This is a genomic window from Pseudomonas sp. NPDC096925 (assembly GCF_044762545.1).
In the GTDB taxonomy this organism is placed as follows: Bacteria; Pseudomonadota; Gammaproteobacteria; order Pseudomonadales; family Pseudomonadaceae; genus Aquipseudomonas.
This window is the reverse complement of record NZ_JBIWEM010000001.1, coordinates 553,366-575,490: the sequence shown is the minus strand read 5'-3', so window position 1 is coordinate 575,490 and position 22,125 is coordinate 553,366. Positions and strand designations below refer to the sequence as shown.

At 63.1% G+C, this 22,125-nt stretch carries 20 protein-coding genes; 4 read left to right on the top strand and 16 right to left on the bottom strand.

The features are described from left to right. Positions 1-113 precede the first annotated feature (113 nt). The 15 genes from rnhB to rpsB form a co-directional block, all read right to left on the bottom strand. Entirely contained in the window at positions 114-737 is a 624-nt protein-coding gene (gene rnhB, locus ACIQYU_RS02765) for a ribonuclease HII (RefSeq protein ID WP_207829437.1), read from the bottom strand. Position 738: 1 nt separating this feature from the next. Next, positions 739-1,866 carry a lipid-A-disaccharide synthase gene (gene lpxB, locus ACIQYU_RS02760; RefSeq protein WP_207829439.1) on the bottom strand — a complete coding sequence of 376 codons (1,128 nt, stop codon included), beginning with the start codon at positions 1,864-1,866 and terminating at the stop codon, positions 739-741. 1 nt (position 1,867) lies between these two features. Then, on the bottom strand, positions 1,868-2,644 hold the full coding sequence (gene lpxA, locus ACIQYU_RS02755; protein WP_207829441.1) for an acyl-ACP--UDP-N-acetylglucosamine O-acyltransferase: 777 nt from the start codon (positions 2,642-2,644) through the stop codon (positions 1,868-1,870). Further along, positions 2,641-3,081, bottom strand: a complete 441-nt coding sequence (fabZ, locus tag ACIQYU_RS02750) for a 3-hydroxyacyl-ACP dehydratase FabZ (RefSeq protein WP_028634990.1) — start codon at positions 3,079-3,081, stop codon at positions 2,641-2,643. Before fabZ ends, lpxA begins: the two co-directional genes overlap by 4 nt. Positions 3,082-3,195: 114 nt before the next feature. After that, positions 3,196-4,251 carry a UDP-3-O-(3-hydroxymyristoyl)glucosamine N-acyltransferase gene (gene lpxD / locus ACIQYU_RS02745; protein ID WP_207829443.1) on the bottom strand — a complete coding sequence of 352 codons (1,056 nt, stop codon included), beginning with the start codon at positions 4,249-4,251 and terminating at the stop codon, positions 3,196-3,198. Position 4,252: 1 nt separating this feature from the next. Beyond that, on the bottom strand, positions 4,253-4,756 hold the full coding sequence (locus tag ACIQYU_RS02740) for an OmpH family outer membrane protein (protein ID WP_015269197.1): 504 nt from the start codon (positions 4,754-4,756) through the stop codon (positions 4,253-4,255). 44 nt (positions 4,757-4,800) lie between these two features. Beyond that, entirely contained in the window at positions 4,801-7,149 is a 2,349-nt protein-coding gene (gene bamA, locus ACIQYU_RS02735) for an outer membrane protein assembly factor BamA (protein ID WP_233687944.1), read from the bottom strand. Positions 7,150-7,223: 74 nt separating this feature from the next. Continuing rightward, the gene (rseP, locus tag ACIQYU_RS02730) at positions 7,224-8,576 is read right to left on the bottom strand and encodes an RIP metalloprotease RseP (RefSeq protein WP_402798150.1); all 1,353 of its coding nucleotides are present in this window, start codon (positions 8,574-8,576) and stop codon (positions 7,224-7,226) included. A gap of 71 nt (positions 8,577-8,647) precedes the next feature. Beyond that, on the bottom strand, positions 8,648-9,838 hold the full coding sequence (gene ispC / locus ACIQYU_RS02725; RefSeq protein ID WP_233687946.1) for a 1-deoxy-D-xylulose-5-phosphate reductoisomerase: 1,191 nt from the start codon (positions 9,836-9,838) through the stop codon (positions 8,648-8,650). Further along, the gene (locus ACIQYU_RS02720; protein ID WP_144171515.1) at positions 9,835-10,650 is read right to left on the bottom strand and encodes a phosphatidate cytidylyltransferase; all 816 of its coding nucleotides are present in this window, start codon (positions 10,648-10,650) and stop codon (positions 9,835-9,837) included. The genes ispC and ACIQYU_RS02720 overlap by 4 nt, the downstream gene beginning before the upstream one ends. Next, on the bottom strand, positions 10,650-11,405 hold the full coding sequence (gene uppS / locus ACIQYU_RS02715; protein WP_207829454.1) for a polyprenyl diphosphate synthase: 756 nt from the start codon (positions 11,403-11,405) through the stop codon (positions 10,650-10,652). The genes ACIQYU_RS02720 and uppS overlap by 1 nt, the downstream gene beginning before the upstream one ends. A gap of 15 nt (positions 11,406-11,420) precedes the next feature. Then, positions 11,421-11,978 carry a ribosome recycling factor gene (gene frr, locus ACIQYU_RS02710; protein WP_025337974.1) on the bottom strand — a complete coding sequence of 186 codons (558 nt, stop codon included), beginning with the start codon at positions 11,976-11,978 and terminating at the stop codon, positions 11,421-11,423. Then, positions 11,975-12,718 carry a UMP kinase gene (gene pyrH / locus ACIQYU_RS02705; protein WP_003252294.1) on the bottom strand — a complete coding sequence of 248 codons (744 nt, stop codon included), beginning with the start codon at positions 12,716-12,718 and terminating at the stop codon, positions 11,975-11,977. Before pyrH ends, frr begins: the two co-directional genes overlap by 4 nt. Before the next feature lie 180 nt (positions 12,719-12,898). Next, positions 12,899-13,762: a translation elongation factor Ts gene (gene tsf, locus ACIQYU_RS02700; protein ID WP_207829456.1), complete on the bottom strand. Its 864-nt coding sequence runs from the start codon at positions 13,760-13,762 to the stop codon at positions 12,899-12,901. 186 nt (positions 13,763-13,948) lie between these two features. Continuing rightward, the gene (rpsB, locus tag ACIQYU_RS02695) at positions 13,949-14,686 is read right to left on the bottom strand and encodes a 30S ribosomal protein S2 (protein ID WP_003252287.1); all 738 of its coding nucleotides are present in this window, start codon (positions 14,684-14,686) and stop codon (positions 13,949-13,951) included. A gap of 413 nt (positions 14,687-15,099) precedes the next feature. Here rpsB and map point away from each other — a divergent pair, with 413 nt between their 5' ends. From map to dapC, 3 genes are read left to right on the top strand one after another with little or no spacing between them, the layout of a single operon-like run. Continuing rightward, entirely contained in the window at positions 15,100-15,882 is a 783-nt protein-coding gene (map, locus tag ACIQYU_RS02690; protein ID WP_004375406.1) for a type I methionyl aminopeptidase, read from the top strand. Between the two features lie 41 nt (positions 15,883-15,923). Then, positions 15,924-18,626, top strand: a complete 2,703-nt coding sequence (locus ACIQYU_RS02685; protein WP_207829457.1) for a [protein-PII] uridylyltransferase — start codon at positions 15,924-15,926, stop codon at positions 18,624-18,626. A 30-nt stretch (positions 18,627-18,656) separates the two neighbouring features. Continuing rightward, positions 18,657-19,853 (top strand): succinyldiaminopimelate transaminase, encoded by a 1,197-nt coding sequence (gene dapC, locus ACIQYU_RS02680; RefSeq protein WP_207829461.1) that lies wholly within the window; start codon positions 18,657-18,659, stop codon positions 19,851-19,853. A 94-nt stretch (positions 19,854-19,947) separates the two neighbouring features. Here the strand turns inward: dapC and ACIQYU_RS02675 are convergent, their stop codons facing one another. Next, entirely contained in the window at positions 19,948-21,594 is a 1,647-nt protein-coding gene (locus tag ACIQYU_RS02675; protein ID WP_207829462.1) for a Na+/H+ antiporter, read from the bottom strand. Between the two features lie 246 nt (positions 21,595-21,840). Between ACIQYU_RS02675 and ACIQYU_RS02670 the strand changes: the two genes are divergently transcribed. Beyond that, positions 21,841-22,119 (top strand): type II toxin-antitoxin system RelE/ParE family toxin, encoded by a 279-nt coding sequence (locus tag ACIQYU_RS02670; protein WP_082810539.1) that lies wholly within the window; start codon positions 21,841-21,843, stop codon positions 22,117-22,119. Positions 22,120-22,125 lie beyond the last annotated feature (6 nt).

Here is a 22,125-nt window from a genome sequence, read left to right as displayed (position 1 = left end):
CGCAGCCCTTCGCGGGCACGCCCGCTCCCACAGGGATATCATCGCCCTCAGGAACGGCGCTATACCTGTGGGAGCGGGCGTGCCCGCGAAGGGCCGCAAGGCGGCCCCATAGGTCAGATCAGGGAGTCGGTGACACCTTCACGCGCATCCCACGCTGCCCGCACCGGAGCAAAGGAACGCCGATGAATGGGCGTTGGCCCCAATCGCGCCAGGGCCTCAAGGTGCACCGGGGTCGGGTAGCCCTTGTGCCCACCAATGCCATACCCCGGGTAGATCAGCTCGAATGCGCTCATCTCCCGGTCACGGGTCACCTTGGCCAGGATCGACGCCGCCGCGATGGCCGGCACCTGGCTATCGCCCTTGACCACCGGCGACGCCGGTACGGCCAGCTTCGGGCAGCGGTTACCGTCGATCAGGGCCAGCTTCGGTGTAATGTGCAGGCCTTCCACGGCGCGCTGCATGGCCAGCATGGTGGCTTGCAGGATGTTCAGGCGGTCTATTTCCTCGACCTCGGCGCGGGCGATGCAGAAACTCAGGGCCTTTTCACAGATCTCGTCGAACAGCGCCTCGCGCTTGGCTTCGGTGAGTTTCTTCGAATCGTTCAGGCCAAGGATCGGCCGTGCCGGGTCGAGGATCACCGCCGCGGTCACCACCGCGCCGCACAGCGGGCCACGGCCCACTTCGTCGACGCCGGCGACCAGGTCTTCGACCAGGTTGAAGTCCAGTCCAATTTGCATGTCAGCGGTCCTTGAGCAAGGCCAGTACCGCCTCGGCCGCCTGGTTGGAGGCGTCACGGCGCAGGGTGCGGTGAATTTCGTCGAAGCGTTCGGTCTGCTGGCTGCCATCGGCGACCAGCGGCGCCAGGGTGTTGGCCAGGGCTTCACTGGTGGCGTCGTCCTGCAGCAGCTCGGGTACCAGCACGCGCTGGGCCAGCAGGTTCGGCAACGACACGTAGGGACTCTTTACCAGGCGTTTGAGGATCCAGTACGTCAGCGGTGCTAGGCGATAGGCCACCACCATCGGCCGCTTGTACAGCAGCGCTTCGAGGGTGGCGGTACCCGAGGCGATCAGCACCGCGTCACAGGCCGCGAGGGCCTGGTGCGACTGGCCATCGAGCAGGGTCAGCGGCAGCTCGCGCCCTGCGAGCATCTGCTCGACCTGGGCACGCCGCGCGGCATTGGCGCAGGGCAGCACGAAACGCACGCCCGGCACTTGCTGGCGCAACCGTTCGGCGGCATCCAGGAACAGCGCCCCCAGGCGCCCAACTTCGCCGCCCCGGCTACCCGGCATCAACGCGACTACCGGCCCTTCGCCCAGGCCCAGTGCGGCACGCGCCGCCGGGCGGTCGGCTTCGAGCGGAATGGTATCGGCCAATGGGTGGCCGACGAAGCGCACCGGCACGCCCTGCTCTTCATAGAACCGCGCCTCGAATGGCAACAACGTCAGCATCAGGTCGCAGCCTTCGCGGATCTTCAGCACACGCTTCTGCCGCCAGGCCCAGACCGACGGGCTGACGTAGTGCACGGTCTTGATCCCGGCCTGGCGCAGTTTCAGTTCGATGTTGAGGGTGAAGTCGGGGGCATCGATGCCGATGAACACATCGGGCTTTTCGCCGATCAGGGTCTCGATCAGCAGCTTGCGGCGCTTGAGCAACTCACGCAGACGCCCCAGCACTTCGACCAGGCCCATGACGGCGAGGCGCTCCATGGGGAAGTAGGATTGCATGCCCTCGGCTTCCATCAAGGGACCGCCAACGCCGATAAACCGTACGTCGGGGTGGCGTGCCTTGAGGGCACGCATCAAACCTGAACCGAGAATGTCGCCGCTGGCCTCACCTGCGACCAAGGCTACGCAAAGCTGCGCCATGTCAGCGGGTGATACCGCGGGCGGAGTTCACGATCGACTGACGGAACAGCTCGACCTCTGGGTGCTTCGCAGCCAGTTCCTCCAGCTCCTTGAGCGCGTCCTCGACGGTCAGGCCCTGGCGATAGACGATCTTGTAGCAACGGCGCAGTACGTGGATCACCTCGTCGCTGAACCCCCGGCGACGCATGCCTTCGAAGTTCATGCTGCGGGCTTCGGCCGGGCTGCCGAACACGGTGACGAAGGCCGGGACATCCTTGCCGATCGCCGTGCCCATGCCCGAAAACGCGTGGGCACCGATATGGCAGTACTGGTGCACCAGGGTGTAGCCGGACAGGATCGCCCAGTCGCCCACATGCACATGGCCGGCCAGGGCCGTGTTGTTGACCAGGATGCAGTGGTTGCCGATGACGCTGTCGTGGCCAATGTGGGCATAGGCCATGATCAGGTTGTGGTCGCCCACGGTGGTTTCCGAGCGGTCCTGGACGGTGCCACGGTGAATGGTCACCCCTTCGCGGATCACATTGTGGTCACCGATCACCAGGCGCGTCGGCTCACCCTTGTACTTGAGGTCCGGGGTGTCTTCGCCGATCGAGGAAAACTGAAAGATACGGTTGTGCCTGCCGATGCGGGTCGGCCCTTTGAGCACAACATGCGGGCCGATAACGGTGCCCTCCCCGATTTCCACATCGGGGCCAACGATCGACCAGGGGCCGACCTCGACACCGTCGGCCAGCTTGGCCGAGGGGTCGATAATGGCCCGAGGATCAATCGAATTCATAGGGAGCGTTCCGCACAGGTGATTTCCGCCGAGCAAACCGGCTTGCCGTCGACCAGGGCGCGGCACTCGAATTTCCAGATCATGCTCTTGCGGCTGAGGAACTTGGCTTCCAGCACCAACTGGTCACCCGGCAGTACCGGCTGACGGAAACGCAGCTTGTCGGAGCCGACGAAGTAGTACAGGGTGCCATCGGCCGGCTTGGCGTCAAGCATCTTGAAACCGAGGATACCGGCGGCCTGGGCCATGGCTTCGATGATCAGAACGCCCGGCATGATCGGGTGCGCCGGGAAATGGCCGTTGAAGAACGGCTCGTTGATGCTGACATTCTTGTAGGCACGAATGCTCTGGGCCTCGTAGTCCAGATCCGTCACGCGGTCCACCAGCAGGAACGGGTAACGGTGAGGCAGGTATTCGCGAATCTCGTTGATGTCCATCATTTCGGGGGGGAAGCCTGTAATAAGAATAGGGAGCGCAGGTGCTGACCACACGCTCCTTTTGCAGTCCAAAGAGGAGCCAGCTAGCGACTGTTCACTCTTGCTCAGGGAATGGTATCAGCCTTCTGATGCCGGCTGGCCACCTGAGGTCACGGTATCGACGCGTTTTTCCAGCTGCTGGAGACGCTTGGCCATGTCGTCCAGGTGGCGGATACGCGCGGCGCTCTTGCGCCACTCAGCCAGTGGCTGCATGGCAGTGCCGGAAGAATAGGCACCCGGTTCGGTGATCGAACGGGTCACCATGGTCATCCCGGACACGAAAACGTTATCACAGACATCGATATGACCCACCATGCCGACACCGCCGGCAATGGTGCAATGCTTGCCGATGCGCGTGCTGCCGGAAATCCCGACGCAGGCAGCCATGGCCGTGTGCTCGCCGATCTGCACGTTGTGGGCGATCTGGATCTGGTTGTCGAGCTTGACCCCGTCAGCGATCCGCGTGTCCGACAGCGCACCACGATCGACCGCGGTGTTGACGCCGATTTCGACGTCATCGCCGATGGTCACGCCACCGATCTGGGCAATCTTGCGCCATACGCCCTTCTCGTTGGCGAAGCCGAAACCTTCACCGCCAATCACCGCACCCGACTGGATGACCACACGCTTGCCGATGGTCACATCATGGTACAGGGTGACCCGCGGAGCCAGCCAGCCGCCCTCACCTATCACGCAACGAGCACCGACCACGCAGTGCGCACCCACGCTGACATTGGCCCCGATGCGCGCACCGCTTTCGATGACCGCGAACGGCCCGATGCTGGCACTGGCATCCACCTGCGCGTCCTCGGCAACCACGGCGCTGGGATGAATACCCGCCACAGCCTTGGGTTTGGGGTCGAACAGGTGGGAAATACGTGCGTAGGCCAGATAAGGATCAGCGACGATCAGCGCATTGCCGGCAAAGCCTTCGGCATCCGCCGCCTTCAGCAGCACCGCGGCCGCCTGGCTGTTATCCAGGAATTTGCGGTACTGCGGGTTGGCGAGGAAGCTCAACTGACCGGGGCCAGCCTCCTGCAAGGTGGCCAGCCCGGTAATCTGCAGCGCCTCGGGCCCCTTGAGGGTGGCGCCGAGGGCCTCGGCCAACTGGCCTAGCGTCATGGTCACGGTCATATCAACGGGCTTGGTTCATGCGCTCGATGACTTGGCGGGTGATGTCGTACTGAGGCTTGACATCGATAACCGCGCCACGCTCGAGGACCAGGTCGTAACCGCCTTTCTTGATCACTTCCTCGACAGCGCCATCCAGCTTCGGCTTCAACTGCTTGAGCATGTCGCGGTCGGCAACGGCCTTGGCTTCGTTCAGCTCCTTGGACTGGAACTGGAAGTCACGGGCCTTCTGCTTGAACTCGAGCTCCAGGCGCTCACGCTCCTGTTGCTGCATCTTGTCGCCGCCCTTGATCAGACGGTCCTGAATGCCTTTGGCGCTGCTTTCCAGGCTTTTCAGCTTGGTCAGTTGCGGGCCGAACTTCTTCTCGGCATCTACCGCGTATTTCTTGGCGGCATCCGATTCCAGCAGGGCCATCTGATAGTTCAGGACGGCAACCTTCATTTCGGCGAAAGCCGGGGTGGCGACCAGCGCCGCGGCCACTACGGCCAGTTGAGTCAACTTACGCACGATGCACTCCTGGATAAACCGTTGTCATTAAGCGAGGGCCGACCTCAGAAGGTCTGGCCCAGAGAGAATTGGAACACCTGGGTGTCGGCATCGTCCGGCTTCTTGACCGGCATCGCCAGGCTGAAGCTCAGCGGGCCCAGTGCAGTAATCCAGGTCACGCCCAGGCCGACCGAACTGGCCATGCCCGAGAAACCGACCTTCTCGCAATCAGGCTGGTTGCCGCAATTGGTGTCGAACACGTTACCCACATCCCAGAACACGGAGGTGCGCAACGAACGCTGGTCCTTGACGAACGGCAGCGGGAACAGCAACTCGACACCACCCTGCACCAGCACGTTGCCACCGAACGGCAACGGATCCTGATCCGGGTCGCGAAGAGTGCCCGGTCGAGTACCGTCGCTCGGGGTACTGCGTGGGCCCAGGCTGCTGTCCTTGAAGCCACGGACCGAGTTGAAGCCACCCGCGAAGTAGTTCTCGTAGAACGGCAGGCCCGAGGTGCTGCCATAGCCATCACCATAGCCCAGCTCGGTGTGCAGACGCAGGGTGTAGTCATTGGTGATCGGCTTGAACAGCTGGCCGCGGTAGTCGAGCTTGTAGAACGACAGGTCGCTGCCCGGAATGGTCGATTCCAGGGTCAGACTTTGCGAGTGGCCACGGGTGGCCAGCACGCCTTTGTTCAGGGTCGATTCGGACCAGCCGATCGAGGCCTTGAAGTTCAGGAAGTTATCGCCTTCCTGCTCCAGGAAGTCGAAGATCTCGTCGACGGTGTACTTGCCGGTCTTGATCTTGTCCTGCTGTACGCTCAGGCCATAGGTCAGGCGCGAGGTCTCGCTGATCGGGTAGCCCAGGCTGACGCCGGCACCGTAGCTGTCCACCGCGTAGCTGGCCACGTCGACGTCAAGGTCGTCGTAGTCGGTGCTGCGATAGAAGGCGTTGTAGCCCAGGCTCACGCCATCGGCAGTGAAGTAGGGGTCAACGAAGCCGAAGTTGTAGCGGGTCTGGTATTCCGAACGGGTCAGGCCGATGGACACCTTGTTACCGGTACCGAGGAAGTTGCTCTGGCTGATCGAACCACCGAGGATCAGGCCGGCACTCTGGGCGAAACCGACGCTGGCGGTGATCGAGCCGGAGGCCTGCTCTTCGACGCTGTAGTTGACGTCGACCTGGTCGTCGGTGCCCGGCACCGGCGGGGTCTCGACGTTGACTTCCTTGAAGAAGCCCAGGCGCTCCAGACGAGTCTTGGACTGGTCGATCAGGTAGGTCGAAGCCCAGCCGCCTTCCATCTGGCGCATTTCGCGACGCAGCACTTCGTCTTCGGTCTTGGTGTTGCCGCGATAGTTGATGCGGTTGACGTAGGCACGCTTGCCCGGGTCGACCACGAACATGATGTCGACGGTGTGGTCTTCATCGTTCGGCTGCGGCACGCCGTTGACGTTGGCGAAGGTGTAGCCTTCGTTACCCAGGCGACGGGTGATCAGTTCGGAAGTGCTGGTCATCACCTTGCGCGAGAACACCTGGCCAGGCTGCACCAGCAGCAGCGACTTGACCTGGTCTTCCGGCACTTTCAAATCACCGGACAGCTTCACGTCGCGAACGGTGTACTTCTCGCCTTCGTTGATGTTGACGGTGATGTAGACGTGTTTCTTGTCTGGCGTGATGGACACCTGGGTGGAAGCGATGTCCATGTTGATGTAGCCACGGTCCAGGTAGTAGGAACGCAGACGTTCCAGGTCACCGGAGAGCTTTTCGCGGGCGTACTTGTCGTCGTTCTTGAAGAACGACAGCCAGTTGGTGGTCTTCAGCTCGAACAGCTGCGCCAGGGTCTCGTCGTCGAACACGTTGTTGCCAACGATGTTGATATGCTGGATGGCGGCGACGGTACCTTCATTGATCTTGATCTTCAGCGCCACGCGGTTGCGTGGCTGCGGCACCACTTCGGCGTCGACCTCGGCCGAGTAGCGGCCCTGGGCCACGTACTGGCGTTGCAGCTCGTTACGCACACCTTCGAGGGTGGCACGCTGGAAGATCTCGCCTTCGGCCAGGCCAGATTGCTTCAGGCCCTTCATCAGGTCTTCGGTGCTGATCGCCTTGTTGCCTTCGATCTCGATGCTCGACACCGACGGGCGCTCGACCACGTTGATGATCAGCACATTGCCATCGCGGTTCAGCTGGATGTCCTGGAAGAAGCCAGTCTTGAACAGGGAACGGGTCGACTCCACCAGGCGGCGGTCATCGGCCTGGTCGCCGACGTTCAGCGGCAAGGCACCGAAGACGCTGCCGGCGGAAACCCGCTGCAGGCCGTTGACGCGGATATCGGAGATGGTGAAGGACTCGGCGTGAACTTCAGCGATCATCAGTGCGGACATGACCGCAGTTAGCAGCAGACGTTTCATGAAGTCCTTTTATTCCAACTGGCAATAAACAGCCCGCCGCGACAAGACGGCAGGTTTCGCAATTGAGCGAAGCTTTATAGTCGACCCAGATCGTTGATCAGGGCGAGCAACATCACCCCTATGACCAAACTGATACCGATCTGGACCCCCCAACCTTGCACCCGATCCGACAGCGGACGACCGCGCGCCCACTCGACCAGGTAAAACAGCAAATGCCCCCCATCCAGAACCGGGATGGGCAGCAGGTTAAGAACCCCCAGGCTTATGCTCAGGTAGGCCAGGAAATTCAGGAAATCCCCCACGCCGGACTGGGCTGAAGCGCCCGCCACTTTAGCAATGGTTATCGGTCCACTCAAGTTTTTTACCGAGAGCTCCCCGAACAGCATTTTCTTCAGCGATTCAAGGGTCAGGACGCTCATGCTCCAGGTGCGTGACAGCCCCTCACCCACCGCATCCAGCGGGCCGTAGCTGACTTCGCGGAGCATGTTGGCAGGCCATTCGCCACCTTTTACCCCGGCACCCAGATAGCCGCCGGCAGCCTTGCCCTCGCCCTTGCGCGCCAGGGTGACCGGTACCTCCAGCGCAGCACCATCGCGCTCGACACGCACCACCACCTTGGCTTGCGGGCGGGCCCGCACGGCATCGACCACCTGCTGCCATTCGTTCACGGCCACGCCATCGAGGGCCAGCAGCCTGTCACCGGTTTTCAGGCCTGCAGCGGCAGCCGGGCCCTTCGGATCGATCTCGGCCAACACCGGCACGATCGCCGGGCGCCAAGGCTGCAGTCCAAGCGACTGGATCGGGTCCGGTTCGTCGGCACCCTTGAGCCAGTTATCCAGCTTCACCTGCAGTTGGCGCTCGGCACTGGCACCTTCTTCACGCACGCCAACCTGCAAGGTGCCGCTCTCGCCCAGACGGCGGACCAGCTGCAGATTGACCGCGGACCAACCATTGGTCGGCTTGCCGTCGATGGAGACGATTTCCTGACCTGCGGTCAGGCCTGCAGATGCTGCCAGGCTGCCAGCCTCGACTGCACCGATCACCGGGCGGACCTGCTGGGTACCCAGCATCGCCAGCACCCAGAAGAACAGGATGGCCAGCAGGAAGTTGGCAACCGGGCCCGCCGCGACGATCGCGATACGCTGGCGCACGGACTTGCGGTTGAACGACTGGCCGACCAGCGCCGACGGCACGTCGCCCTCGCGCTCGTCGAGCATCTTGACGTAACCACCCAGCGGGATCGCCGCGATCACGAATTCGGTGCCATGGCGGTCATGCCAGCGCAGCAGCGGCGTACCGAAGCCCACCGAGAAGCGCAGCACCTTGACACCGCAGCGGCGCGCCACCCAGAAGTGGCCGAACTCATGGAAAGTGACCAGCACACCCAGGGCTACGAGGGTGCCGATAATCATGTAGAGCGCTGTCATATCCATCTCCGAATGATGTTCAGCGGGCTGGCATCATGCCCAGCCCCCTCGTGAACCGTGGCGGGCCTGCATCAGCGACCGTGACGCCTCAGCCACTCACGGGAAAGCTCCCGGGCACGCTGGTCGGCGGCGAACACCGCGTCCAGCGACGGCAGCGGTACGACGGGCTCCTGATCGAGCACCTGTTCGATCATACCCGCGATCTCCGGGAAGCGGATACGCCGCTGGAGAAATGCCTCGACCGCAACCTCGTTGGCCGCATTGAGCACGGCTGGTGCGCTGTTGCCGGCTTCGGCAGCCTGCCGCGCCAGGCGCAGGCAAGGGAAGCGCTGTTCGTCGGGCGCCTGGAAATCCAGACGGGCGATGGCGAACAGGTCCAGCGGGGCCACCCCGGAGTCGATCCGCTCGGGCCAGGCCAGGGCGTTGGCGATGGGCGTGCGCATGTCCGGGTTACCCAGCTGCGCCAGCACCGAACCGTCCACGTAGTCCACCAGGGAGTGGATCACGCTTTGCGGGTGCACCACCACCTCGACCCTGGCCGGTGCGGCATCGAACAGCCAGCAAGCCTCGATCAGCTCCAGGCCCTTGTTCATCATGCTGGCCGAATCCACGGAAATCTTGCGCCCCATGGACCAGTTGGGGTGCGCGCAGGCTTGTTCCGGGGTGACGTCCAGCAGCGCCTCGACGGGAGTCTCGCGGAACGGGCCGCCGGAGGCGGTGAGCAGGATCCGGCGCACGCCGACGGCACTCAGACCGCGCGCGTAGTCGCCGGGCATGCACTGGAAGATCGCGTTGTGCTCGCTGTCGATCGGCAGCAGCACGGCACCACTGCGCCGCACCGCCTCCATGAACAGCGCGCCGGACATCACCAGCGCTTCCTTGTTGGCCAGCAACACCTTCTTGCCTGCCTCGACCGCCGCCAGGGTGGGACGCAGGCCGGCGGCGCCGACAATGGCCGCCATCACCGCATCCACTTCCGACGCAGAAGCCACCTGGCACAGCCCGGCCTCGCCTTCCAGTACCTCGGTGGCGCAGCCCGCCGCAGCCAGGCTTTCGCGCAGTCGCGCGGCCGCCTCGGCGCTCGGCACCACGGCGAACACCGGGCGATGGCGAACGCACAGGGCCAGCAATTCGTCGATACGCGAATAGCCACTCAGGGCGAACACCTGGTAGCGGTCGGGGTGGCGTGCGATGACGTCCAGCGTGCTCAGGCCGATGGAGCCGGTGGCCCCCAGCACGGTAATACGCTGCGGACGACTCACATCACACCCCATTCGGCAGCCCACAGCAGCACGGCGAAAATCGGGATCGCCGCGGTCAGGCTGTCGATGCGGTCGAGCACCCCACCGTGCCCGGGTAACAGGTTGCTGCTGTCCTTGATGCCGGAACGGCGCTTGAACATGCTTTCGGTCAGGTCACCGACCACCGAAGACATGACCACCAGCGCGGCACCCAGCAGGCCCAGCAGGATCTGGCCGAAGCCCCAGTCGCGGCTGATGCCGACCACCAAGGTAATCGCCAGGCTGACCGCCAGGCCGCCATACACGCCCTCCCAGCTCTTGCCCGGGCTGACCTGTGGCGCCAGCTTGCGCTTGCCGAAGGCACGGCCAGAGAAGTAAGCGCCAATATCGGCAGCCCACACCAGCACCATGACCGACAGGATCAGCCAGTTACCCAACGGCCAGTGCTTGAGCAGCACCAGCCCCTGCCAGGCCGGCAGCAATACCAGCAGGCCGATCAGCAAGCGGCAGGCAGCACTGGCCCACAGCTCACTGCTGCGCGGGTAGGTAAGCACCAGCCAGGTGGCCAACCCCCACCAGATCACTGCGGCACCCAGCACCCAGGGTGCCAGCTCCGGAAGGATGTACAGCAGCATCAGCGCTCCGGCGACGACCACGGCATAGGCGATGCGCAGCGGCTGGGCCATCAGCCCGGCCAGGCGCGCCCACTCCCAGGCGCCGAGGGTCACCACGAAGCCGATGAACAGGGCGAAATCCCCACCATTGAGCAGGAAGAAGCCACCCAGCGCGACCGGCAGCAGGATCAGCGCGGTAATGATGCGTTGTTTAAGCATTAAGCACGAGCTCCAGCCTCGACCTGCTCGCTGGTCTTACCGAAGCGGCGCTGGCGCGAAGCGAAATCGGCCAGGGCGTTGCGCATGGCCTCGTGTTTGAAGTCCGGCCAGTACAGGTCGGAGAAGTACAACTCGGCGTAGGCCAGCTGCCACAGCAGGAAGTTGCTGATGCGGTGCTCGCCGCCGGTGCGGATGCACAGGTCCGGCAGCGGCAGTTCGCCGGTTGCCAGGCAGGTCTGCAGCAGGCCCGGGGTGATGTCTTCCGGGCGCAGGTGCCCGGCTTGCACTTCCCGCGCCAGCCGCTGGGCGGCCTGGGCGATGTCCCACTGGCCACCGTAGTTGGCCGCGATCTGCAGGATGAAGCGGTTGTTGCCGGCGGTCAGCGCCTCGGCCTCGCGCATGGCGGCCTGCAGCTCGGGATGGAAACGCGAACGGTCACCAATGATTCGCAGGCTGATGTTGTTCTCGTTGAGGCGCTTGGCCTCGCGGCGCAGGGCCGAAAAGAACAACTCCATCAGCGCACCCACCTCTTCGGCGGGGCGCTGCCAGTTCTCGCTGGAGAAGGCGAACAGGGTCAGCACCTCGACCCCGGACTCGGCACAGACTTCGATGACCGCGCGAACGGCGTCGACACCCGCCTTGTGCCCGGCGACGCCGGGCAGCAGGCGCTTTTTCGCCCAGCGGTTGTTGCCATCCATGATGATCGCGACATGACGCGGCACCGAGGACGGCACCGCTGGCTTGGTCTTTTCCATTAAAAAACCCCGGCCTTAGACGGCCATCAGGTCCTTTTCCTTGGCTTTGAAGGCAGCATCGACCTCGGCAACGTACTTGTCGGTCAGTTTCTGGATCTCGTCAGCGGCACGACGCTCTTCGTCTTCGCTGATTTCCTTGTCCTTGGTCAGCTTCTTCAGGTCGGCCAGGGCGTCACGGCGCACGTTGCGCACGGCCACCTTGGCATCCTCGGCAACGCCACTGGCCTGCTTGGTGTAGCCCTTGCGGGTTTCCTCGGTCAGGGCCGGCATCGGCACACGGATGGTGGTACCGGCGCTGGACGGGTTCAGGCCCAGGTCGGAGGTGAGGATGGCCTTCTCGATGGCGGCGCTGAGGTTCTTGTCGTGGGCGACGATCTTCAGGGTACGGGCATCTTCGACGGTGATCGCGGCCACCTGGTTCAGCGGCATCTCGCTACCCCAGGCCGGGACCTTGACGCTGTCCAGGATGCTTGGGTGGGCGCGACCGGTGCGGATTGCCGCCAGGTTGCGAGCCAGGGCCTCGAGGGACTTGGTCATGCGCTCCTGCGCGTCTTTCTTGATGTCGTTGATCATGCTTGGCCTTCCTCGATCAGAGTACCTTCAGCGCCACCCACCACGATGTTCAGCAGGGCGCCAGGCTTGTTCATGTTGAATACCCGCAATGGCATCTTGTGGTCACGGCACAGGCAGATTGCGGTCAGGTCCATCACACCCAGCTTGCGATCCAGGACCTCGTCGTAGGTCAGGTGATCGAACTTCTCGGCATGCGGGTCCTTGAATGGATCGGCAGTGTACACACCATCGACCTTGGTCGCCTTCAGCACCACGTCGGCATCGATTTCGATGGCGCGCAGGCAGGCCGCGGAGTCGGTGGTGAAGAACGGGTTGCCGGTACCGGCGGAGAAAATTACCACATCCCCGGAGTTGAGGTGGCGAATAGCTTTGCGACGATCGTAATGATCGGTGACACCGACCATGGAAATGGCCGACATGACCAGGGCCGGGATGTTCGAGCGCTCCAGCGCATCGCGCATGGCCAGGCCGTTCATCACGGTGGCCAGCATGCCCATGTGGTCACCGGTGACGCGGTCCATGCCGGCTGCACTGAGCGCGGCGCCGCGGAACAGGTTGCCACCACCGATCACCAGGCCGACCTGGACTCCGATCCCTACCAGCTGGCCAACTTCGAGGGCCATGCGATCCAGCACTTTCGGGTCGATCCCGAAGTCTTCCGAGCCCATCAGGGCCTCGCCGCTAAGTTTGAGCAAAATGCGTTTATAGCGAGGTTGGCGACCACTCACCTGCTGAGCCATTGCGAGTCTCTCCTGCGGCGTACTTTTAGAAAATTCGTGCGGGCTGTTTGCAGCCTGCTAACTGTAGCGTGGCACCGCTTCGGTGCCAGCGGCGACGGGCCTTATAAACCCTTCGCCGTTTTGACAAAGAGGCTGCGCGCGTGAGCGGGCAGCCTCTTTGGGGCGACAGACGGGGCTGTCTTACTGCTTGGCAGCAGCGACCTGAGCGGCAACTTCTTCAGCGAAGTTGTCGACTGGCTTCTCGATGCCTTCGCCGACCTTGAAGTAGGTGAAGGAAACGATTTCAGCGCCGGCTTTCTTGGCCAGCTCGCCAACCTTGACTTCCGGGTTCATGACGAAGGCTTGCTCGACCAGCGAGGCTTCGGCCAGGAACTTCGAGATACGACCTTTGATCATGTTCTCGACGATGTTTTCCGGCTTGCCGGCGATCTTGTCAGCGTTCAGCTGCAGGAAGACGCCCTTCTCGCGCTCGATCGCTTCGGCCGAAACTTCCGACGGCAGCAGGAACTCAGGGTTCGAAGCTGCAACGTGCATGGCGATGTTCTTGGCCAGGTCGACGTCGCCGCCTTTCAGGACAACGGCAGCGCCGATCTTGTTGCCGTGCAGGTAGGCACCGACAACGTCACCTTCAACGCGCACCAGGCGACGGATGTTGACGTTCTCGCCGCACTTGGCAACCAGGGCTTCACGAGCAGCTTCACGCGAGGCGATCAGCGGAGCGGCATCGGTCAGCTTCTGGGCGAAGGCTTCTTCGATGCTGTCGGCAACGAAGTTCTTGAAGTCGTCTTGCAGGGCCAGGAAGTCGGTCTGCGAGTTCACTTCCAGCAGGACGGCGGATTTACCGTCGGTCTTGACGGCGATAGCGCCTTCAGCAGCGACGTTGCCAGCCTTTTTGGCGGCCTTGATGGCGCCCGAGGCACGCATGTCGTCAATGGCTTTTTCGATGTCGCCGCCGGCCTTTTCCAGGGCCTTCTTGCAATCCATCATGCCTTCGCCGGTACGCTCGCGCAGTTCTTTTACCAGCGCTGCAGTAATTGCTGCCATTTCAAAATCCTCTTGGAAAGTTTTTCAACCATTCCACCCGTTGGTCACGGGCGTTCAATTCTGCAAATCCGCTGTGTTTGTCTCAGCGAGCCCATGATGCGGGGCCGATGCTGACAGCAGGATTTCAAGGTGGCAAAAAGGGGGCAGAGCCCCCTTTTTGCGTGCCAAGTCGACGCTAGCGTCTAATTACTCGGCAGCAGGTGCAGCCGCTTCTTCAGCGTAAACTTCGGTGCCGCCGGCAACGTTGTTGCGGCCGCGGATGACAGCGTCAGCCATCGAAGTCATGTACAGCTCGATAGCGCGGATGGCGTCATCGTTACCTGGGATGATGTAGTCAACACCTTCCGGGCTGCTGTTGGTATCGACAACGCCGATAACCGGGATGCCCAGCTTGTTGGCTTCGGTGATCGCGATGCGCTCGTGATCAACGTCGATCACGAACAGAGCGTCTGGCAGACCGCCCATGTCCTTGATACCGCCCAGGCTACGATCCAGTTTTTCCAGATCGCGGGAGCGCATCAGGGCTTCTTTCTTGGTCAGCTTGGCGAAAGTGCCGTCTTCGGCCTGGGTTTCCAGGTCGCGCAGACGCTTGATCGAAGCGCGGATGGTCTTGTAGTTGGTCAGCATGCCGCCCAACCAACGGTGGTCAACGTACGGCGAACCGCAACGAGCAGCTTGCTCGGCGACGATCTTGCCGGCGGAACGCTTGGTGCCGACGAACAGGATCTTGTTCTTGCCCTGGGCCAGGCGCTCTACGAACGACAGAGCGTCGTTGAACATCGGCAGGGTTTTTTCCAGGTTGACGATGTGGATCTTGTTACGCGCGCCGAAAATGTACTTGCCCATTTTCGGGTTCCAGTAACGGGTCTGGTGGCCGAAGTGCACACCGGCCTTCAGCATATCGCGCATGTTGACTTGGGACATGATAGTTCCTTGATAAGTCGGGTTGGGCCTCCACGTATCCCAATGACCAACCCGCGAATTCTGCAACTCGGGGCACCCAGGTCATCGTGTCGACACGTGTGTGGGTTAAGTGCTGACGGGGTCGTCCCCGAAAGCGGCGCATTTTATACCACAGACCGCGGCCGAACGGAACCCGGATACTGTTGCGTCCGTCAGCGGCTTTTGCAGCACCCCGCCAAACAGGCCAGAATGCTCCCTATGGATGACAGCTTCCTCAAGGGTAACGCGATTCCTGTGGGAGCTGGTTTGCCGGCGATGGGCTGCGCAGCAGCCCCAATTCTCTACCTGGATCCCGACCGATCGGTGCCCTGCTCTGCTAGAATCCGGCCTTTCCCGTTTGTTCGCGCCGTTCACGGCGCCGTAGAGAGCCTGTAATGACCGTCACCATCAAGACCGCAGAAGACATCGAGAAGATGCGCATCGCTGGCCGCCTGGCCGCCGAAGTGCTGGAAATGATCGAAGAACACGTCAAGCCCGGTGTCACCACCGAAGAGCTGGACCGCCTGTGCCACGACTACATCGTCAATGTCCAGCAGGCCATCCCGGCACCGCTCAACTACAAGGGCTACCCGAAGTCGATCTGCACCTCGATCAACCATGTGGTCTGCCACGGCATCCCCAACGACAAGCCACTCAAGGACGGTGACACGCTGAACATCGACGTCACCGTGATCAAGGACGGCTACCACGGCGACACCAGCCGCATGTTCCACGTCGGCACCGTGCCGGTATGGGCCGAGCGCCTGTCCAAGGTCACCCAGGAATGCATGTACAAGGCCATCGAACTGGTCAAGCCGGGCTGCCGCCTGGGCGACATCGGCGAAGTGATCCAGAAGCACGCTGAGAAGAACGGCTTCTCGGTGGTGCGCGAGTTCTGCGGCCACGGCATCGGCAAGGTATTCCACGAAGAGCCGCAGATCCTGCACTACGGCCGCGCCGGCACCGGCATGGAGCTCAAGGAAGGCATGACCTTCACCATCGAGCCGATGATCAACCAGGGCAAGGCCGACACCAAGGTGCTGGGCGACGGCTGGACCGCCATCACCAAGGACCGCAAGCTCTCGGCCCAGTGGGAACACACCCTGGTGGTGACCGCGACAGGTTATGAGATCTTCACCCTGCGCAAGGACGACACCATCCCGCGCACCTCGGCCTGAGCGCACTCCCACAGGCCAACCCACGACAGGAACGTGACGCGATGCCCCAGGTGGACCCCGAGCTGTTCGACCGCGGCCAGTTCCAGGCGGAACTGGCCCTCAAGGCGAGCCCCATCGCCGCCTTCAAGAAAGCCATCCGCCAGGCCGGCGAGGTGCTCGACAAACGTTTCCGTAGTGGCAGCGAAATCCGCCCGCTGATCGAGGCCCGCGCCTGGCTCGTCGACAATATCCTGCAACAGGCCTGGAACCAGTTCGACTGGGGCGACCACAGCGGCATCGCCCTGGTCGCGGTGGGTGGCTACGGGCGTGGTGAACTGCACCCGCATTCGGACATCGACCTGCTGATTTTGCTGGGCGCTGCCGAGCATGAGCAGTACCGCGACGCCATCGAGCGGTTTCTCACCCTGCTGTGGGACATCGGCCTGGAAGTGGGCCAGAGCGTGCGCACCGTCGACGAGTGCGCCGAACAGGCCCGCGCTGACCTGACGGTCATCACCAACCTGATGGAAAGCCGCACCATTGCCGGCCCCGAGACCCTGCGCCAGCACATGCTGGAGGTGACCAGCACTGCGCAGATGTGGCCGAGCAAGGACTTCTTCCTGGCCAAGCGAGCCGAACTCAAGGCCCGCCACCACAAGTACAACGACACCGAGTACAACCTCGAACCCAATGTGAAAGGTTCGCCCGGTGGCCTGCGCGACATCCAGACAGTGCTGTGGGTGGCCCGCCGCCAGTACGGCACCCTCAACCTGCATGCGCTGGCCGGCGAAGGTTTCCTGCTGGAAAGCGAGAACGAGCTGCTGGCCTCGTCCCAGGACTTCCTGTGGAAGGTGCGCTACGCCTTGCACATGCTTGCAGGGCGCGCCGAGGACCGTCTGCTGTTCGACCACCAGCGCAGCATCGCCGCACTGCTGGGCTACAGCGACGACAACCCCAAGCGGGCGATCGAGCAGTTCATGCAGCAGTACTACCGGGTGGTGATGAGCATCAGTCAGCTGTGCGACCTGATCATCCAGCACTTCGAGGAGGTCATCCTCGCCGATGACGACAGCGGCACCACCCAGCCGCTGAATGCGCGCTTCCGCCTGCATGACGGCTATATAGAAGCGACCAGGCCGAACGTGTTCAAGCGCACGCCGTTCGCCATGCTGGAAATCTTCGTGCTGATGGCCCAGCACCCCGAGATCAAGGGTGTACGTGCCGATACCGTGCGGCTGCTGCGCGAGCACCGCCACCTGATCGACGACACCTTCCGCACCGATATCCGCAACACCAGCCTGTTCATCGAGCTGTTCAAGTGCGAAATCGGCATTCACCGCAACCTGCGGCGGATGAACCGCTACGGCATCCTTGGCCGCTACCTGCCGGAGTTCGGCCTGATCGTCGGGCAGATGCAGCACGACCTGTTCCACATCTATACGGTCGATGCACACACCCTCAACCTCATCAAGCACCTGCGCAAGCTGCAATACACGCCGGTGTCCGAGAAATTCCCGCTGGCCAGCAAGCTCATGGGCCGCCTGCCCAAGCCCGAGCTGATCTACCTGGCCGGCCTGTATCACGACATCGGCAAGGGCCGCCAGGGCGACCATTCCGAGCTGGGTGCGGTGGATGCGAAGAAGTTCTGCGAACGCCACCAGTTGCCCGCCTGGGACAGCCGGCTGATCGTCTGGCTGGTGCAGAACCACCTGGTGATGTCGACCACCGCCCAGCGCAAGGACCTGTCCGACCCGCAGGTGATCAACGACTTTGCCCTGCACGTGGGTGACGAGACGCGCCTGGACTACCTGTACGTGCTGACCGTGGCCGATATCAACGCCACCAACCCCAGCCTGTGGAACTCGTGGCGGGCCAGCCTGCTGCGCCAGCTGTACACCGAGACCAAGCGCGCCCTGCGCCGTGGCCTGGAAAACCCGCTGGACCGCGAAGAACAGATTCGCCAGACCCAATCGGCAGCGCTGGACATCCTGGTGCGCGAAGGCACCGACCCGGACGACGTCGAGCAGCTGTGGTCACAGCTGGGCGATGACTACTTCCTCAAGCACACCGCTGCCGACGTGGCCTGGCACAGTGACGCGATACTCCAGCAGCCGGCCGATGGCGGGCCGCTGGTGCTGATCAAGGAAACCACTCAGCGCGAGTTCGAGGGCGGCACGCAGATCTTCATCTACGCCCCCGACCAGCACGACTTCTTCGCCGTGACGGTGGCGGCCATGTCGCAGCTGAACCTGAACATTCATGACGCGCGGATCATCACCTCGAGCAGCCAGTTCACCCTCGACACCTACATCGTGCTGGACAACGACGGCGGCTCGATCGGCGACAACCCGCAGCGGGTCAAGCAGATTCGCGACGGCCTGACCGAAGCGCTGCGCAACCCCGAGGACTACCCGACCATCATCCAGCGTCGGGTGCCGCGCCAGCTCAAGCACTTCGACTTCCCGCCGCAGGTGACCATCCTCAACGATGCCCAGCGACCGGTGACCATCCTCGAAATCACCGCACCCGACCGCCCAGGCCTGCTGGCCCGGCTGGGGCGGATCTTCCTGGAGTTCGACCTGTCGCTGCAGAACGCCAAGATCGCCACCCTCGGCGAGCGGGTGGAAGACGTGTTCTTCATCACCGATGCCGACAACCAGCCGCTGTCCGACCCACAGCTGTGCAGCCGCCTGCAGGAGGCCATCGTCCAGCAGCTGCAGGCCGGCCAGGCCAGCGATGCCAGCCCTACCCGCGTGACCTTTTAACGACTAGACGATTGACGAGACCTTGCGCCGATGAACCATGCCTTGACCCAGCTTCAGCCCTATCCGTTCGAGAAGCTTCGCGCCCTGCTGGGCAGCGTGAAGCCTGCGGCGGACAAACGCGCCATCGCCCTGTCGATCGGTGAGCCGAAGCACGAATCGCCGGCGTTCGTCGCCCAGGCCATGGCCGACAACCTCGACAAGCTGGCGGTGTACCCAAGCACCATCGGCCTGCCGGCCCTGCGCCAGGCCATTGGCCAGTGGTGCGAGCGGCGCTTTGGCGTACCGGCCGGCTGGCTGGACGCCGACCGCCACATCCTGCCGGTCAACGGCACCCGTGAAGCGCTGTTCGCCTTCACCCAGGCCGTGGTCAACCGCGCCGATGACGGCCTGGTGGTCAGCCCCAATCCGTTCTACCAGATCTACGAAGGCGCAGCCCTGCTGGCCGGTGCCACCCCGCACTACCTGCCGTGCCTGGAAAGCAACGGTTTCAACCCCGACTTCGACGCCGTGCCGGCTGAAGTGTGGAAGCGCTGCCAGATCCTGTTCCTGTGCTCGCCGGGCAACCCCACCGGCGCACTGGTGCCGATGGCCACCCTGAAGAAGCTGATCGCCCTGGCCGACGAGCACGACTTCGTGATTGCCGCCGACGAGTGCTACAGCGAGCTGTACTTCGACGAGGACGCCCCGCCACCGGGCCTGCTGACGGCCTGTGCGGAACTGGGCCGCAGCGACTTCAAGCGCTGCGTGGTTTTCCACAGCCTGTCCAAGCGCTCCAACCTGCCGGGCCTGCGCTCGGGCTTCGTCGCCGGTGATGCCGAGATCATCAAGCCGTTCCTGCTGTACCGTACCTACCACGGCTGCGCCATGCCGGTACAAACCCAGCTGGCCAGCATCGCCGCCTGGCAGGACGAGGCGCATGTACGCGAGAACCGCGACCAGTACCGCGCCAAGTACGATGCCGTGCTGGATATCCTGCAGCCGGTGCTGGACGTGCAGCGTCCGGATGGCAGCTTCTACCTGTGGGCCAAGGTACCCGGCGGCGATGCCGAGTTCACCCGCGACCTGTTCGAGGCCCAGCATGTGACGGTGGTGCCGGGGTCGTACCTGTCGCGTGAAGTGGATGGCGTGAACCCGGGCGCCGGCCGCGTGCGCATGGCGCTGGTTGCACCGTTGGCCGAGTGCATCGAGGCGGCGGAGCGGATTCGCGCATTCCTGCAGAACCGCTGATTCGACAGGGGCCGTACAATTCTTGAGTGTTGTGCAGTGCCAGTGGGAGCGGGTTTACCCGCTCCCACAGGGCCGCGAAGCGGCCCCCTGCGGTCTACCTGACCGACCCTAGGTTTGCCTCACTCATATCCAGCTCCCCCAGCACCTGCCGCACCACTTCATCCCCCACCAGATGCTTGCGGTGCAGCTCATACAGCTCCAGCCGCTGAGCCCGTAGCGCACGCAGGCGCAAACGCCGCTCCAGCAAATCCATCTGTTCAGCCAGGGCCTTGGCCTCGGCGCTGTCGTTGTAGCTGTCCAGCTCATCCCGGTACTCAGCCATCAAGCGCGCCTTCAACTCGGTTGCCAAGGTCGCCTGCGCGGCATCCTGTGGCGCATTGCTGTCGATCACTTCCTCTGCCTCCAGCGCATGGATCGCCGCCTCGGCCGTGCGCCGCCAGGCCTCCTGCACTTCCTGGTGCAAACGCTCGTCCGGGCTCTTGGTCACCCCGCGCAGCAGCAGCGGCAGCGCGATACAGGCACTGATCAACGACAGCAGGATCACCCCGGCCGCAATGAAGATCAGCAGGTCACGCTCCGGGAAGGCCTTGCCTGCTCCCATCAGCAACGGGATCGACATCACGCCGGCCAGGGTGACCGCACCACGCACACCGCCCAGGGTCAGCAACCAGCAGGAACGCGCCGTGGGCATCAGCACCAGCGCCGGCTTGCCGCGCCAGCGGCGTACCACACCGATCGAGCGCCAGATGCTCTGCACCCAGATGAACCGCAGCAAGATCAGCGCCACAAAGATCGCCACCACGTCCAGGCAGCGCCAGGCCAGGGTCGGCCAGACGGTGGGTTCATGGCTGACCACGGCCTTGATGATGTCCGGCAGTTGCAGGCCCAGCAGCAGGAAGATCAGACCGTTGAAAGCGAACTCCAGCAGCGACCACACGCTGCGGTTGAGCAGGCGCGTACTGGTCTGCCGTGGCAGCAGGTCGAGCCAGCTCTGCATCATGCCGGCCGCCACCGCCGAAAGAATGCCCGACACACCCAGGCGCTCGGCCAGTACGTAGGCAGCGAACGGCAGCAGTAACATGAACACCACGTGGGTGGCCGGGTCGTCCCAGCCGCGGGCGATCATCCACGCGCGCAAGCGGCCGATCAACCAGCTCAGGGCCACGCCCACGGCCAGGCCGCCCAGGGCGACCAGAACGAAGCTGAAGCTGGCGTCGGTCAGCGAGAATACCCCGGTGATCGCCGCTGCCAGGGCGAACTTGAAGGTCACCAGGCCCGAGGCATCGTTCATCAGGGCCTCGCCCTGGAGCATGTGCATCAGCGGGGTGGGCAGGCGGTCCTGGGTAATGGCCGAAACCGCCACGGCGTCGGTCGGCGACAACACGGCAGCCAGGGCGAAGGCCACCGGCAGCGGGATGCTCGGCAGCAGCCAGTGAATGAAGTAACCGGCACCGACCACGGTAAACAGCACCAGGCCTACGGCCAGCGCCACCACCGGCCCGCGAATGCGCCACAACTCGCGCTTGGGAATGCGCCAGCCGTCGGCGAACAGCAACGGCGGCAGGAACAGGAACAGGAACAACTCGGGGTCCAGGGCCACATGCAGGCCCAGCGTCGGCCACGCGAGCAAGGCGCCGGCGGCGATCTGTACCAGCGGCAAGGGCAGCGGAATCATGCGGCCGACCAGCTTCGACACGCTGACCAGCGTCAGCAGGATGAGGACGGTGTAGGCGGACTGCATCCGGGAAAGCTTCCTTTGTGAACCAGAAACGACAACAAGGCGAAACATCGCCATTGAAACAATATGTTAGCGGCGATGGGCGATTCGGGGCCGCTGCACGATAGTCGCAGGTGGCGGATGAATATGTAACATGATGATACCCAGCACGTGACTGACGTTGGCGAGCATCTTGCGCTAGTCAGGCTTGAACTGCTGGGATCCCGTCGTATAATCAACCTTAACGAATAACGTTAAGCATTCAGCCTCATGATTCGAAGCTTTAGCTGTGCCGACACGGAAGCACTTTTTACTCATGGAAAGACACGGCGTTGGTCAGATATCAAGTCAGTTGCGGAACGCAAACTGGCCATGCTCGATGCCGCAACAGAGCTGCGAGACCTTCGGTCGCCACCTGGCAACCGTCTCGAGGCATTGAGCGGCAACCGAGCAGGCCAGCACAGTATCCGTGTCAATGACCAATGGCGCCTGTGCTTTATCTGGACCGACAACGGGCCGATTAACGTTGAAATTGTCGATTACCACTGAGGTGCA

What these genes read in the sequence shown, in the direction of transcription:
- rpsB (WP_003252287.1), bottom strand. Translation starts at nt 14,686, where the DNA reads ATGTCCCAAGTCAACATGCGCGATATGCTGAAGGCCGGTGTGCACTTC.
- ACIQYU_RS02675 (WP_207829462.1), bottom strand. Translation starts at nt 21,594, where the DNA reads ATGCAGTCCGCCTACACCGTCCTCATCCTGCTGACGCTGGTCAGCGTG.
- lpxA (WP_207829441.1), bottom strand. Translation starts at nt 2,644, where the DNA reads ATGAATTCGATTGATCCTCGGGCCATTATCGACCCCTCGGCCAAGCTG.
- map (WP_004375406.1), top strand. Translation starts at nt 15,100, where the DNA reads ATGACCGTCACCATCAAGACCGCAGAAGACATCGAGAAGATGCGCATC.
- bamA (WP_233687944.1), bottom strand. Translation starts at nt 7,149, where the DNA reads ATGAAACGTCTGCTGCTAACTGCGGTCATGTCCGCACTGATGATCGCT.
- uppS (WP_207829454.1), bottom strand. Translation starts at nt 11,405, where the DNA reads ATGGAAAAGACCAAGCCAGCGGTGCCGTCCTCGGTGCCGCGTCATGTC.
- lpxD (WP_207829443.1), bottom strand. Translation starts at nt 4,251, where the DNA reads ATGACCGTGACCATGACGCTAGGCCAGTTGGCCGAGGCCCTCGGCGCC.
- ACIQYU_RS02670 (WP_082810539.1), top strand. Translation starts at nt 21,841, where the DNA reads ATGATTCGAAGCTTTAGCTGTGCCGACACGGAAGCACTTTTTACTCAT.
- pyrH (WP_003252294.1), bottom strand. Translation starts at nt 12,718, where the DNA reads ATGGCTCAGCAGGTGAGTGGTCGCCAACCTCGCTATAAACGCATTTTG.
- dapC (WP_207829461.1), top strand. Translation starts at nt 18,657, where the DNA reads ATGAACCATGCCTTGACCCAGCTTCAGCCCTATCCGTTCGAGAAGCTT.
- ACIQYU_RS02720 (WP_144171515.1), bottom strand. Translation starts at nt 10,650, where the DNA reads ATGCTTAAACAACGCATCATTACCGCGCTGATCCTGCTGCCGGTCGCG.
- frr (WP_025337974.1), bottom strand. Translation starts at nt 11,978, where the DNA reads ATGATCAACGACATCAAGAAAGACGCGCAGGAGCGCATGACCAAGTCC.
- fabZ (WP_028634990.1), bottom strand. Translation starts at nt 3,081, where the DNA reads ATGATGGACATCAACGAGATTCGCGAATACCTGCCTCACCGTTACCCG.
- ACIQYU_RS02685 (WP_207829457.1), top strand. Translation starts at nt 15,924, where the DNA reads ATGCCCCAGGTGGACCCCGAGCTGTTCGACCGCGGCCAGTTCCAGGCG.
- lpxB (WP_207829439.1), bottom strand. Translation starts at nt 1,866, where the DNA reads ATGGCGCAGCTTTGCGTAGCCTTGGTCGCAGGTGAGGCCAGCGGCGAC.
- tsf (WP_207829456.1), bottom strand. Translation starts at nt 13,762, where the DNA reads ATGGCAGCAATTACTGCAGCGCTGGTAAAAGAACTGCGCGAGCGTACC.
- rnhB (WP_207829437.1), bottom strand. Translation starts at nt 737, where the DNA reads ATGCAAATTGGACTGGACTTCAACCTGGTCGAAGACCTGGTCGCCGGC.
- rseP (WP_402798150.1), bottom strand. Translation starts at nt 8,576, where the DNA reads ATGACAGCGCTCTACATGATTATCGGCACCCTCGTAGCCCTGGGTGTG.